The following is a 12,672-nucleotide window of genomic DNA, read 5'->3' on the forward strand; positions in this document are numbered from 1 at the left end:
GGTGCCTCCTCATCGGGTCATGCCGCCATGTCGTCCATGCCGTTCATGCCGTCCATGGCGTCCGGGACCCCATCGTGCACCTGTTACCTGTAACACGGTAGGTTTCGTTATCGTGCCGTAATATCACAGGGATGGGGATGCCGTACGGTGACGCCATGAACGGCAGGGTCAGGAGCGAGGAGCGGCGCGCGGAGATCGTGCGGGCGGCGCTGGAAGTGATCGCGGAGCGCGGGTACCGGGGTGCGAGCCTGGCCGCGGTGGCGGAGCGCGTCGGCCTCACCCAACAGGGGCTGCTGCACCACTTCCCGACGAAGGACGCGCTGCTCGTCGCCGTGCTGAAGGACCGGGACCAGTGGGACGCGATGCCGGCCACCCAGTCGCGGATGGACCTGCTGGCCTCGCTCGTCGAGTACAACGCGATGCGGCCCGGCATCATCCAGACCTTCTCGGCGCTGCTCGGCGAGAGCGTCACGGAGGGGCATCCGGCGCGGGCGTACTTCACCGACCGCTACCGACAGGTGCGGGAGAGCATGGCGGCCGTCCTGCGCACCGAGTACGGCGACCGCCTGCCGAACGGCCTGACCCCCGAGCGCACGGCCCCGCTCCTCGTCGCCGTGATGGACGGCCTGCAGTACCAGTGGCTGCTGGACCCGGAGTCGGTGGACATGCCGGGCGCCTTCCGGGACTTCGTCGCACTGCTCGGCGAAGAGGCCTGACCTCCTGAACTCCTGAACTCCCCTGCTACCGGAATTCATGCGCAGTGCATCGGCCTTCAGACCGGTGGTGAAGCGAATCTGATGGTCGCGACGCGGAGCGTCGCGGATTCAGGTCCGGCGGAGCCGGACACCGCCTTGACCGCCTTCATGGGCCGGCACCGGCGGCGGGGGCGTTCGTCAGGGCGCTGCGGGAGGCGGTCGCCCGGATCCCCGGGTAGGTACGCGTCATCGTGCCGAGGATGCACCCGTGTCACACCGGCACCATGGCGTGGACCACTTCCGTCACGCGATACTGCGGGCGTCCCGCACCACGCTTCCCCACAGCGACGGAAGGACCTGAACTGCCGTGAATCCCCTGCCTGTTCGTGTTCGGATCGGTGTTCTCGGACTAGCTCTGGCGGCAGGGCTGACCGCCCCCGGCACGGCGACCGCCAGTGTGACTGCGACTGCGCCTGCCGATGCGCCTCCCTCCCCCACCGTCGAGGAACAGCGGCTCGACAAGGCCGTGCCGCGGGAGATCCTGGAGCGGTCCGGGTTCGACGCCGTGGCTCCGCGACTCGCCCGGCAGTTGGACCAGGCGCACTCCTACGCGACGGCACGGCGGGTCCTCGTGCACGAGGGGTCGGCGCTGTGGCGGCGGGCCGTCGACCGGGCGCAGGGGCGTGGGCCGGCGGGTGGGGACCTGGCCCGGGACGACGACCGGCCGCTGTACTGGGCCCGGCTCGCGATGACGCGGGAAGTGCGTACCTGGGAGCCGCGGTTCGGGCTGAGCCCGAAGCAACGTGCCGCGCTGGTCGATGCGTTGGAGCGCACCTCTCGCGGACAGACCGACGTCCGCCACCCGCACGGCAGGAAGACCGGGCGCGTTCTGGTCACCGGCTTCGATCCGTTCACACTCGACCGCGACATCCGGATCTCCAACCCCTCCGGGGCCACCGCGCTCGCCCTCGACGGCACGGTGATCGAGACGGCGGACGGGCCGGCGCGGGTCGAGACCGTGGTGTTCCCGGTGCGCTGGCAGGACTTCGCCGAGGGCACGGTGGAGCGCACGCTGCGGCCGTGTCTGAAGCAGGTGGATCTGTTCACCACCGTGAGCCAGGGGCGGGTCGGGCGGTTCGACGTGGAGCGGACCAACGGGGCCTGGCGCGGCGGCTTCCCGGACAACGACAACGTCAGCAGGACGGAGACCGTCCCGGTCACCGATCCTGCCTCGCAGCCGCAGTGGACGTCGACGACCCTGCCGTACAAGGAGATCGTGGCCGCGAAGACGGGCCGGTTCCCGGTCTACGACCACACGGAGGTGACCGAGATACCGGCGGGCGGCACCGACCCCGTCGTACGGCCGAACGGGCCGACCCCCGGTTCGACCGCGCGGGCCGGAGGCGGCGGCGACTACCTCTCCAACGAGATCGCCTACCGGGCGACGCTGCTGCGGGACCGGCTCGGGCTGCACGACACCGTGCCGGGCGGCCATGTGCACACGCCGGTCCTGCAGTTCGGGACGGGCAACACCGATCCCTCGACCGGGACGGTCACGGACTCGGAGTTCCTTCAGAACCGGCGGGACATCATCGAGCAGATGCGGGCGATCCTGCGGACGGCGATCGAGGCGGCCGTACCGCTCAGGAGGTGACGTCCTCGTCCTCGGACTCCTCCGGCTCCCCGTCGGCAGGGTCCTCCTCGGTCTCCTCGCCCAGCAGGTCCCGCGCCAGCAGCGTCGCGCCCGCGACCGCGCCCGGCATCAGGAAGACGGCGACGAACGGGACCAGGAAGGCCAGGCCCAGGGGCGTGCCGAAGCCCCAGACCAGGGTTTTGCGGGAGCGCAGGAGGGCGAGTCGGGCGTGCAGGTCGACGCCACGGCGCTGGAGGGCGACCGCGGCGAGTTCCTCGGTGAGGAAGAAGCCGGTGACGAAGAAGCCGATCACCGGGACGACGGTCTGTCCGACGAACGGGACGAAGCCGAGGGCGAAGAGCAGGATGGCCCAGAGCACGGCGCGCACGACGATCCGGAGGCTGTCCCTGGCCGAGATCCACAACTCGTGCCACAGCGGCAGGCCTGACTCCGGCGCGGTGCCGTCCGGGGAGACGTCACGGTCGACCTTCTCGGAGAGGTTCTCGTAGAAGGGCTGCCCTATGAGCAGCGTGACCGCGGTGAAGGTGAGGACGGCGAGGAGGAGGGCGAGGGCGACGAGTACGGCGGTGAGGAAGCCACGGAAGAGGCCGATCCAGGGGCTCGACCAGTCATCGGCGAAGGGGGTCGACCAGGCGACGAAGTCCTCGCCCCACAGGGCCAGCGCGACGAGTGCCGCCACGTAGAGAACGAGGGTTATCAGCCCTGGTAGCAGCCCGAAGCCGTAGTGCCTGCGGTGCCGGGCCGCCCAGCGTTGGCCCTTGAGCAGATAGGTGAAGCCCACCCCGAGATCGCGCATGCGGGCACTTTATCGGGCAGGGGTTGGGGGGCCTGTCCGGGCTGCGGCCCCGGGTCCGCGGGCCGCGTCGTGGCGGTCGCGCCCGCGCGGCCAAGCGGCACACCGATACAGCCCGGCGCCCCTGGCGGGGCGCTGTGCTCACGGGGTTGAGACGGCGACCACGACCCCGCGCTGCGCCGTCGGTGCGACCGCCGCGGTCACCCGTACCGCCGCTGACCTTGCCACGCGCCCCGCCCGGAAGGCCGCCGCCAGCAGCAGGGGCTGGAGTTGTTCCAGGCCCGACACCAGGAGTTCCTCACCGGCGATCAGTACGGGCCGGGCCGCCTTCGTCGTCGCCGCCGCTGCCTCCGTGAGGTCGGCCAGGGGTGGCAACGTCGCCCGGACGACCCCGGCTCCGGCGGCCGCGGCGCGTTCGGCGAGGGCGACCTGGAGTGGCATCAGCGGGGCCAGGGCCGCGGTCAACGCGTCGGCGACGCGCCGTAGTTCGGGCGAGGACTCGCGCAGCACGTCGGCCGCGGCGCGCAGCACCGGGGTCACCGCGAGCAGCACCCCCGCGGCCATGCCCGCCACCGCGGGCAGCAGCGGGGAGGTCGTCTCGACCAGGTCACCGAGGGCGTCCGCGAACTCCTCGACGGCCGGCTCGACCGCGTCCAGCACGGGCAGCAGGCTGTCACCGAGCGCCGTCAGCAGCGCCTGCGCCGGCTCGCTCACCGGGTGCACGGCAAGCGGCGCACCGCTCGTCCCGAGACGGGTCAGTGTGTCGACGATCCGGTAGAAGGCCTCCTGCGCCTGCGGCGACGCACTCGCCTCGGCCAGTTCCGCGGTGGTCTCGCGCAGCACGCGCAGCACCTCGGCACCCGAACCGTCCCGTGGACCGAAGGTGTTGATCGCGATTCTGGTGATGTTTCCGGCCGTGTCCAGCAGCTGGCCGGTGATATCGGTCGTGTTGCGTGCCATGCGCACTACGTCGTCCCTGCTGGGGAGCGAGGGGATGGTAGCCATGGACTCTCCTCGGCCTGGGGCCCGCGTCGGGCGGTTCGGCTGCGGCGGTCGTCCTCAGCATGCCCCCATCCGGCGACGTGTGCTGCGCCATCCGGGGTATCCGCGACGCGAACTCCCTCCTGTTGCTGTTGAGTCGAACAGGTACATCTCGCCGTACCGATCTCAGGAAGCTCCGGAGGAGCCCGGACCATGCGAAGGGGGAATTCGCCCAGGTCGGGCGGGCGTTGATCACCATGGCACACGCGAGCAGATGCTGAGATCGAGGAGACCGGATGACGCGAGAGATCCACGGCACCGTCGCGGACGGGTTCGAGGCGGTGCGTGAGGAGTTCGCCGCGTTCGTGGCGGGGGAACTGGCCGACTACGAGGGACAGTTGTGCGCGTACGTGCACGGCCGGAAGGTCGTCGACCTGTGGGCCGGTGACGGCAACGACGCCGAGTCGCTGTATGGGGTCTTCTCGTCGACCAAGGGCGCCGCGCACCTGGTCGTCGCGCTCCTCGTGCAGGACGGCACGCTCGAACTGGACCGCAAGGTGACCTACTACTGGCCGGAGTTCGGGGTGGAGGGCAAGGCGGCGCTGACGCTGCGGGACCTGCTCGCGCACCGCGCCGGGCTGATCGGGCTCGACGCCGGGTTCACCAGGGGCGAGCTGACCGACGACCGTGTGATCGCCGAACGGCTCGCCGACCAGCGGCCGTTCTGGCGTCCGGGCACGGCCTTCGGCTACCACGCGCTCGTCATCGGCGCGCTCACCGGTGAGGTGGTGCGCCGGGCCACCGGCCACACCCTCCAGGAGGTGTACGAGGAGCGGGTACGGGTGCCGTACGGGCTGGACTTCTTCCTGGGGCTGCCCGAGGCACTGGAGCCCCGCTTCCGGTCGGTGCAGCCGATGGCTCCGACGCCGAAGCAGCAGGCCGCGCTGGACGCGACACCGAGGGGCCCGCACACGCTCGCCTCGATCGCGTTCAACGCGCATGTGCCCGAGCCCGGGGACCTGGTGGACTACCCCAACTCCCGCGCCGTGCGCGCCAAGGGCCCGGCGTCGGCGGGCGGAGTGGCCGCCGCGCGCGGGCTGGCCGGGATGTACGCGGCGACGATCAGCGAGGTGGCCGGGCGGCCGCCGCTGCTGAAGCCGGACACCGTCGCCGAGGTCGGCCAGATCCACTCCGTCGGCTACGACCTGGTGGCCCGCACGCACAGTGCCTTCGGCCTCGGCTTCCAGGCGACGGCGGATGCCTGGCACCCGTTCCTCGGCGCCGGCGCGTTCGGTCACGGCGGTGCGGCCGGCTCACAGGCGTTCGCGGACCCTCGCAGTGGACTGGCCTACGGCTACACGCGCCGCCGCTGCGCCTTCCCGGGCGGCGCGGCCCCGGAGAACGCGCGGCTGGTGAGGGCCGTGCACACGGCGGCGCTGGCCGTCTGAGCACCGGACCGGGCGACGTACCGCTCGAAGAAGCGGCGAGAGGCCGCACCCCACGTCCAGGGGTGCGGCCTCTCGCGTAGGCAACGAGCGCGTCAGACAAGCGTCACGGTGATGTTGCCGCGGGTCGCCTTCGAGTACGGGCAGACCTGGTGGGCCTTCTTCAGGAGGCCCTTCGCGGTCTCCGTGTCGACGTTCGGGATCTCGGCGGAGATTTCGACGATGATCCCGAAACCGTCGTCGTTCCTGCCGAGGCCGACCTTCGCGGTGACCGTCGAGCCGGTGATGTCGGCCTTCTCCTGGCGGGCGACGACGCCCAGCGCGCCCTGGAAGCAGGCGCTGTAACCGGCCGCGAACAGCTGCTCCGGGTTGGTGCCGGCGCCGTTGCCGCCCAGTTCCGTGGGCGGGTTGACGACGACGTCGAGTCTGCCGTCGTCGGTGGCGACCCGGCCATCGCGACCGCTCTGTGCGGTGGCGACGGCCGTGTACAGGACGTCGGTCTGCTGGATGCCGGTCTGCTGGATGGACATGCGGTTGTCTTCCTCCTCGGTCCGCCGCGACTCGCGCCCACGATCAACGACGGTTTCGGAAAGAAGTTATCGCATACCGGAAAGTCGGCGACAGACCTGGAGTCGTCAGAGCTTGACGATCATCTTCCCGGTGTTGTCACCGCGCAGGACGCCGAGGAAGGCCTCCAGGTTGTTCTCGATGCCTTCGGCGACGGTCTCGCGGTACTTCAGCTGCCCCGAGGCGACCCAGGGGCCGACCTCCCGTACGAACTCGGGCTGCAGGTCGTAGTGGTCGCCGACGAGAACGCCCTCGACGCGGAGGCGGTTCTGCAGGATCTTGACCATGTTGCGCGGGCCGACGGCCGGCTCGGTCGAGTTGTACTGCGAGATCATGCCGCAGATCACGGCGCGGCCCTTGAGGTTGAGCGCGCCGATCGCGGCCTCCAGGTGCTCGCCGCCGACGTTGTCGAAGTAGACGTCGATGCCGTCGGGGGCCGCCTGCTTGAGCTGCTCCCAGACCGGGCCGTTCTTGTAGTTGAAGGCGGCGTCGAAGCCGTACTCCTCGATCAGGACCTTGACCTTCTCGTCGGAGCCGGCGGAGCCGATGACCCGCGAGGCGCCCTTGAGTTTGGCGATCTGGCCGACCTGGCTGCCGACGGCACCCGCGGCGCCGGAGACGAAGACGGCGTCGCCCTCCTTGAAGGCGCCGACCCGCAGCAGACCCGCGTACGCCGTCAGGCCGGTCATGCCGAGGACACCGAGGTACGTGCTCAGCGGCGCGGCCTCCGGGTCGACCTTGACGGCGGTCTTCGCGTCCACGACCGCGTACTCGCGCCAGCCGAGGAAGTGCAGGACGTGGTCGCCGACGGCTACGCCCTCGGCGTTGGAGGCGATGACCTCGCCGACCGCGCCGCCCTGCATGACCTTGCCGAGCTCGAAGGGCGCGACGTACGACTTCGCGTCGCTCATGCGGCCGCGCATGTACGGGTCGACGGAGAGGTACTGGTTGCGGACCAGCACCTGCCCCGCGCCCGGCGTCCCGACCTCGGTCTCGACCAGGGCGAAGTCCTCTGGCTTCGGCCAGCCGACGGGACGGCTGAGCAGGTGCCATTCGCGGTTGATCATGACGAGAGCCTTTCGAGCGCGTGTGGACAATGCTGCAGATGCGAATACTTCAGCACCTGAAACAACCATGCTCCTGAATATTTCAGATTGTCAAGTAACGGGGTACGCTGATCCCATGGCCACACCACCGAGCCCCCGTCGTCCCGATGAACTGACCCTGGAGGTCGTCGAGCTCATCGGTGACATCGTGGCCCGCTATCACGAGGACTACGAGGACGCCGCGGCCGAGCACTCGCTGACCGGCGCCCAGGCCCGTCTGCTGAGTCTGCTCTCCCTGGAACCGCTGCCCATGCGCAAGCTGGCCCGGAAACTCAGGTGCGAGCCGTCCAACGTGACCGGCATCGTCGACCGCCTGGAGTCCCGTGGCCTGGTGGAACGCCGCTCCGACCCGGCCGACCGGCGCGTGAAGCTGGCGGCGGCCACGCCGGAGGGCCGGCGGGTGGCCAAGGACCTGCGCGAGTCCCTGCGCTTCGCGCGCGAACCACTGGCGGGGCTCGGGAAGGAAGAACGGATGGCGCTGAGGGGCTTGCTGCGGCGGATGCTGCAGCAGACCGAGGACTGAGGCCGACAGGATCCGACATACGAGAGGTCCGGCGCACGGGACGCGTGCGCCGGACCTCTTCGAACAGGGAGCGTGCCGGGCGGCTCAGCTCCTCCTACGGGTCGTCATGTCTTCTTGCGGCCCGTCATGACGCGCTGGACCAGGATGAACGCGCACAGCAGCACACCGGTGGCGATCTTCGTCCACCAGGAGCTGAGCGTGCCCTCGAACTGGATGATGCTCTTGATCAGGCCCAGCACCAGCACTCCGAACAGGGTGCCCACCACATAGCCGGAACCGCCCGTCAGCAGCGTGCCGCCGATGACGACCGCGGCGATCGCGTCGAGTTCCATGCCGGTCGCGTGCAGCGGGTCACCGGACTGGATGTAGAGGGTGAACAGCAGACCGGCGAGCGCCGAGCAGAAGCCGCTCACCGTGTACACGGCGATCTTCGTGCCGCCCTGCGGGAGACCCATCAGCAGGGCCGACTGATCGTTGCCGCCGATGGCGTACACGCGCCGCCCGAAGCGGGTGTAGTGCAGGACGTAGAACGCCACGGCGAGGACGACCAGCGAGACGATCGCGCCGATCGACAGGAACCCCATCCCCAGCGACACCTGCGTCTGGGCCATGCTGCTGACCCCGGAGTCGCTGATGGAGATCGACTCCTTGCTGATGACCAGGCACAGGCCGCGGAAGAGGAAGAGACCGGCGAGGGTCACGATGAAGGGCTGGATCTCGAAGTTGTGGATGACATAGCCCATCAGGAAGCCACCGAGCGCGCCCACGGCCAGCGCCATGGGGATCACGAGCAGCAGCGGCACCCCCTGACGCTCCACCAGCCAGGCCGTGAACATGGTCGTGAAGCCGATCACCGAGCCGACGGACAGGTCGATGCCGCCGGACAGGATGACGAAGGTGACACCGACCGCGGCCACCAGCAGGTAGCTGTTGTCGATGAACAGGTTCAGGAAGACCTGCGGTTCGGCGAACCCGTAGTACTGGTACCGGCCCAGGCCCACCCCGTACATCACGAGGAAGAGCAGGGCTGTCGCCGCGACGGGCAGACGCCGGTCGCCCAGCAGACGCTGGGCCCTGGACGGGGTACGGCTGTCCGCGGCCGTGGGGATCTGGGTGGTCGCGCTCATCACGACACCTCCATCTTCGGAGCGGCGTCGGTCTCCGCGGCGGTGTCCGCCGGAGCCGCGGCCGTCTTGGCGCCACTCTTCGCGCCGAACCGGGCGCCGAACTTGGCACCGAAGACCTTGGCGCGGAACTTCGGGGACTGGAGCAGGCAGACGACGATGACGACGGCGGCCTTGAAGACCAGGTTGGTCTGGGTCGGCACACCGATGGTGTAGATCGTGGTCGTCAGGGTCTGGATGACGAGGGCGCCGACCACCGTGCCGCCGATGGAGAACCGGCCGCCCAGCAGTGAGGTGCCGCCGATCACCACGGCGAGGATCGCGTCGAGTTCGATCCACAGACCGGCGTTGTTGCCGTCCGCGGCCGAGGTGTTGGAGCTGATCATCAGGCCCGCGATGGCGGCGCACAGCGCGCAGAACACGTACACCATGATCTTGATGCGCCGGGACCTGATCCCCACGAGGCGGCTGGCCTCGGCGTTGCCGCCGACCGCCTCGATCAGCAGCCCGAGCGCCGTGCGGCGGGTCAGCGCCACGGTGACGGCCACGACCACGGCCACCACGAAGATGGAGAACGGCAGCGTCAGCCAGTAGCCGCCGCCGATCAACTCGTACGGCTTGCTTTCGATGGTGATGATCTGGCCGTCGGTGATCAGCTGGGCGACACCGCGTCCGGCGACCATGATGATCAGCGTGGCGATGATCGGCTGGATGCCCATCCTGGCGACCAGGAAGCCGTTCCACAGGCCGCAGACGACCGCGGCCAGCAGGCCCAGGCCCATGGCGAGCAGCACCCCGGACAGGGCGCTCTGGTCGGCCTGGTGGCTGATGTACGAGCAGGCCAGTGCCCCGGTGATGGCGACCACGGCACCGACGGAGAGGTCGATGCCGCCGGTGGCGATGACCACGGTCATACCGACCGCCACCAGGATGAGGGGCGATCCGAACAGCACGATCGAGACGAGGCTGCCGTAGAGATGGCCGTCCGTCATCTTGACCGAGAAGAAGTCAGGGGTGAAGGGCACGTTGACGAGCAGCAGGAAGACAAGGACCGCGACCGGCCAGAACAGGTGGTGGTGTGTCAGTGCTCGCCATCGGGAAGTGGTGCTCACTGGTGTTCTCCGCTCGCGATGGTCTCCATGATCCGGCTGCTGGTGATCTCCGGGCCGTTGGCGAGCTGCGCCACCAGCCGGCGGTCGCGCAGCACCCCGATGGTGTGACTGAGCCGGAGTACCTCCTCCAGCTCGGCCGCGATGTACAGCACGGACATACCGTCCTCGGAGAGGGAGACCACGAGTTTCTGGATCTCCGTCTTGGCACCGACGTCGATGCCACGCGTCGGCTCGTCCAGGATCAGCAGCTTCGGCTGGGTGATCAGCCACCGAGCCAGCAGCACCTTCTGCTGGTTGCCGCCGCTGAGCTGGCCGGCCCTGGCCTCGGGGTTGGCGGGCCGGATGTCCAGCGCCTTGATGTACTTGGCGACGAGTTCGTCGCGCTGGGACACCGGGATGGGCCGCGTCCAGCCGCGTGAGGCCTGCAGGGCCAGGATGATGTTCTCCCGCACCGTCAGATCGGGCACCAGACCCTCGGCCTTGCGGTTCTCGGAGCAGAAGGCCACGCCGGCGTCGATCGCGGCGTTCGGGGCGCTCATCGAGACCTGCTTGCCACCGATGGACACCTTGCCGCTGTCCGGCTGGTCGGCGCCGAAGAGCAGCCGGGCGAGTTCGGTCCGGCCCGATCCCAGCAGGCCGGCGAGTCCGAGCACCTCGCCCTTCTTGATCTCCAGGTCGAAGGGGGCGATGCCGCCGGTCCTGCCGAGGCCGTCCGCCGTCAGCAGCGTCTCGCCGACGTCCGAGTGCAGCTGCTGGTCGTGCAGCTCCTCCAGCTGGTCCAGGGCCTTGCCGATCATCAGCTGGATCAGCCCGACCTGGTCGAGGTCGCTGACCATGTGCTCGCCGACGAGCGTGCCGTTGCGCAGGACGGTCATGCGGTCGCAGATCTCGTAGATCTGGTCGAGGAAGTGCGAGACGAACAGGATCGCCACGCCCTCGTCCTTGAGCCGCCGCATCAGGCGGAACAGCTCCTGGACCTCGTCACGGTCGAGGCTGGACGTCGGCTCGTCCAGGACCAGCACCTTGGTGCCCGATCCCTGGCCGTCGCTGTCGCCGGTGCCCACCGACCGTACGATCGCGACCAGTTGCTGCACGGCCAGCGGGTACGAGGACAGGGGCGCGGTCACGTCGATGTCGAGGCCGAGCCGGTCCACCAGCTCCGCCGCCTCCTTGCGCATCCGCTTCCACTGGATACGGCCCATGCGGGTCGGCTCGCGTCCGATGAAGATGTTCTCCGCCACCGACAGGTTGGGGCAGAGGTTCACCTCCTGGTAGACGGTGCTGATGCCGGCCTGCTGCGCCTGCAGCGGGCTGCCGAACAGCACGGACTTGCCGTCCAGGGTGATCGTGCCGCCGTCAAGGGAGTAGACCCCCGTCAGCACCTTGATGAGCGTGGACTTCCCGGCTCCGTTCTCGCCCATCAGGGCGTGGATCTCGCCGGGGAAGAGTCGGAAGTCGACACCGGACAGAGCCCGTACCCCCGGAAACTCCTTCACTATGCCCGTCATCTCCAGGACGGGCCGCGGCTCTGCCATGGCAGTGCTCCTCGTGGGATTCGTTTCCCCCGGCAGGGAGCTCCGGGACCGAGGGCTCGGTCGTCCGGAGGCTCCCTGGCGGTGGGTGTGGTCGGTCAGTACTTGCGGTTCGGGAGCTCGGCCTTGGCCTGGGCCTGCGTGAAGTCGCCTTCCTTGGTCTTGATCCAGCGCTCGACCTTCTGGCCGTCGTGGACCTTCTTCACGACCTCCATCAGCTGGGGGCCGAGCAGCGGGTTGCACTCGACGATGCCGTTGATCTTGCCCTGCGACATGGCGACGAAGCCGTCGTGGACGCCGTCGACCGAGACGATCAGGATGTCCTTGCCGGGCTTCTTGCCGGCTGCCTCGATCGACTGGATGGCGCCGATGGCCATGTCGTCGTTGTGCGCGAAGAGCACGTTGATGTCCTTGTGGGACTGCAGCAGGGCCGCCATGACCTGCTTGCCGCCGGCGCGGGTGAAGTCGCCGCTCTGGCTGGCGATGATCTTCCAGTCGGCCTTGTGCTCGGCGTCCATGACCTCCTTGAAGCCCTTGCCGCGCTCGATCGCGGGGGCGGCTCCGGTGGTGCCCTCCAGCTGGGCGATCTTCACCGGGCCCTTGAGGCCTGCCGTGGCTATGACCTTCTCCAGCATCCGGGCCGCGCGCCGGCCCTCGTCGGTGAAGTCGGAGCCGACGAGCGTGACGTACAGCGAGCTGTCGGAGGTCTCCACCGAGCGGTCGGTGAAGACCACCGGGATCTTCGCGGCCTTGGCCTCCTTGAGCACCGCGTCCCAGCCCGTGACGACCACCGGCGAGAAGGCGATGACGTCCACCTTCTGCGCGATGTAGTTGCGGATCGCGGAGATCTGGTTCTCCTGCTTCTGCTGGGCGTCGGAGAACTTGAGGGTGTAACCCGCCTCCTTGGCCGCCGACTTCACGGAGGTGGTGTTGGCGGCGCGCCAGCCGCTCTCCGCGCCGACCTGGGAGAAGCCGAGCGTGATCGTCTTGCTTCCGCCTCCGGAGCTGGAGGAGCCGGAGTCGTCCTTCTTGGCGCAGGCGGCCAGTCCACCCGCGGCTGCCACGCTGACCGCCGCGGTGAGGAAGTTCCTTCTGTTGAGCATGTTCTTCTCCTTTGAAGAGCCGGCCCTGGGATGGACC

At 69.3% G+C, this 12,672-nt stretch carries 12 protein-coding genes; 4 read left to right on the plus strand and 8 right to left on the minus strand.

Annotated features, from left to right (window positions below):
* Positions 1 to 137: 137 nt before the first annotated feature.
* Together ACYUED_RS13345 and ACYUED_RS13350 are read left to right on the plus strand one after the other, a co-directional pair.
* A complete protein-coding gene (locus tag ACYUED_RS13345; protein ID WP_266840587.1) occupies positions 138 to 716 on the plus strand; it encodes a TetR/AcrR family transcriptional regulator in 579 nt (192 codons plus the stop codon).
* A gap of 355 nt (positions 717 to 1,071) precedes the next feature.
* Positions 1,072 to 2,349, plus strand: coding sequence for a pyroglutamyl-peptidase I (locus ACYUED_RS13350; protein ID WP_491294244.1), 1,278 nt, complete (start codon positions 1,072 to 1,074; stop codon positions 2,347 to 2,349).
* Here ACYUED_RS13350 and ACYUED_RS13355 read toward each other — a convergent pair.
* Complete coding sequence (locus ACYUED_RS13355) at positions 2,339 to 3,145, minus strand: EI24 domain-containing protein (protein ID WP_491292494.1); 807 nt, start codon at positions 3,143 to 3,145, stop codon at positions 2,339 to 2,341. The two genes, ACYUED_RS13350 and ACYUED_RS13355, sit on opposite strands and share 11 nt — an antisense overlap.
* 138 nt (positions 3,146 to 3,283) lie before the next feature.
* A complete protein-coding gene (locus ACYUED_RS13360; protein WP_491292495.1) occupies positions 3,284 to 4,147 on the minus strand; it encodes a hypothetical protein in 864 nt (287 codons plus the stop codon).
* Between the two features lie 272 nt (positions 4,148 to 4,419).
* Here ACYUED_RS13360 and ACYUED_RS13365 point away from each other — a divergent pair, with 272 nt between their 5' ends.
* Positions 4,420 to 5,571, plus strand: a complete 1,152-nt coding sequence (locus tag ACYUED_RS13365; RefSeq protein ID WP_491292496.1) for a serine hydrolase domain-containing protein — start codon at positions 4,420 to 4,422, stop codon at positions 5,569 to 5,571.
* A 92-nt stretch (positions 5,572 to 5,663) separates the two neighbouring features.
* On the opposite strand, the gene ACYUED_RS13370 is transcribed toward ACYUED_RS13365, so the two are convergent.
* Both ACYUED_RS13370 and ACYUED_RS13375 read right to left on the minus strand, forming a co-directional pair.
* A complete protein-coding gene (locus ACYUED_RS13370) occupies positions 5,664 to 6,098 on the minus strand; it encodes an organic hydroperoxide resistance protein (protein WP_491292497.1) in 435 nt (144 codons plus the stop codon).
* Positions 6,099 to 6,203: 105 nt separating this feature from the next.
* Complete coding sequence (locus ACYUED_RS13375; protein WP_491292498.1) at positions 6,204 to 7,202, minus strand: NADP-dependent oxidoreductase; 999 nt, start codon at positions 7,200 to 7,202, stop codon at positions 6,204 to 6,206.
* A 115-nt stretch (positions 7,203 to 7,317) separates the two neighbouring features.
* Between ACYUED_RS13375 and ACYUED_RS13380 the strand changes: the two genes are divergently transcribed.
* Positions 7,318 to 7,764, plus strand: coding sequence for a MarR family winged helix-turn-helix transcriptional regulator (locus ACYUED_RS13380; RefSeq protein ID WP_491292499.1), 447 nt, complete (start codon positions 7,318 to 7,320; stop codon positions 7,762 to 7,764).
* 104 nt (positions 7,765 to 7,868) lie between these two features.
* Here the strand turns inward: ACYUED_RS13380 and yjfF are convergent, their stop codons facing one another.
* The 4 genes from yjfF to ACYUED_RS13400 all read right to left on the minus strand — a co-directional run bounded on the left by yjfF (position 7,869) and on the right by ACYUED_RS13400 (position 12,635).
* Complete coding sequence (yjfF, locus tag ACYUED_RS13385; RefSeq protein ID WP_491292500.1) at positions 7,869 to 8,891, minus strand: galactofuranose ABC transporter, permease protein YjfF; 1,023 nt, start codon at positions 8,889 to 8,891, stop codon at positions 7,869 to 7,871.
* Positions 8,891 to 10,000 carry an ABC transporter permease gene (locus ACYUED_RS13390; RefSeq protein ID WP_491292501.1) on the minus strand — a complete coding sequence of 370 codons (1,110 nt, stop codon included), beginning with the start codon at positions 9,998 to 10,000 and terminating at the stop codon, positions 8,891 to 8,893. Before ACYUED_RS13390 ends, yjfF begins: the two co-directional genes overlap by 1 nt.
* On the minus strand, positions 9,997 to 11,535 hold the full coding sequence (locus ACYUED_RS13395; protein ID WP_491292502.1) for a sugar ABC transporter ATP-binding protein: 1,539 nt from the start codon (positions 11,533 to 11,535) through the stop codon (positions 9,997 to 9,999). Before ACYUED_RS13395 ends, ACYUED_RS13390 begins: the two co-directional genes overlap by 4 nt.
* Before the next feature lie 95 nt (positions 11,536 to 11,630).
* Positions 11,631 to 12,635 carry an ABC transporter substrate-binding protein gene (locus ACYUED_RS13400; protein ID WP_491292503.1) on the minus strand — a complete coding sequence of 335 codons (1,005 nt, stop codon included), beginning with the start codon at positions 12,633 to 12,635 and terminating at the stop codon, positions 11,631 to 11,633.
* Between the last annotated feature and the right edge of the window lie 37 nt (positions 12,636 to 12,672).

The organism is Streptomyces sp. DF42 (assembly GCF_058267695.1).

Bases quoted from the DNA above. Each gene is read 5' to 3' on its own strand.
- ACYUED_RS13345 (WP_266840587.1), top strand. From the start codon at position 138: ATGCCGTACGGTGACGCCATGAACGGCAGGGTCAGGAGCGAGGAGCGG.
- ACYUED_RS13355 (WP_491292494.1), bottom strand. From the start codon at position 3,145: ATGCGCGATCTCGGGGTGGGCTTCACCTATCTGCTCAAGGGCCAACGC.
- ACYUED_RS13360 (WP_491292495.1), bottom strand. From the start codon at position 4,147: ATGGCTACCATCCCCTCGCTCCCCAGCAGGGACGACGTAGTGCGCATG.
- ACYUED_RS13365 (WP_491292496.1), top strand. From the start codon at position 4,420: ATGACGCGAGAGATCCACGGCACCGTCGCGGACGGGTTCGAGGCGGTG.
- ACYUED_RS13370 (WP_491292497.1), bottom strand. From the start codon at position 6,098: ATGTCCATCCAGCAGACCGGCATCCAGCAGACCGACGTCCTGTACACG.
- ACYUED_RS13375 (WP_491292498.1), bottom strand. From the start codon at position 7,202: ATGATCAACCGCGAATGGCACCTGCTCAGCCGTCCCGTCGGCTGGCCG.
- ACYUED_RS13380 (WP_491292499.1), top strand. From the start codon at position 7,318: ATGGCCACACCACCGAGCCCCCGTCGTCCCGATGAACTGACCCTGGAG.
- yjfF (WP_491292500.1), bottom strand. From the start codon at position 8,891: ATGAGCGCGACCACCCAGATCCCCACGGCCGCGGACAGCCGTACCCCG.
- ACYUED_RS13395 (WP_491292502.1), bottom strand. From the start codon at position 11,535: ATGGCAGAGCCGCGGCCCGTCCTGGAGATGACGGGCATAGTGAAGGAG.
- ACYUED_RS13400 (WP_491292503.1), bottom strand. From the start codon at position 12,635: ATGCTCAACAGAAGGAACTTCCTCACCGCGGCGGTCAGCGTGGCAGCC.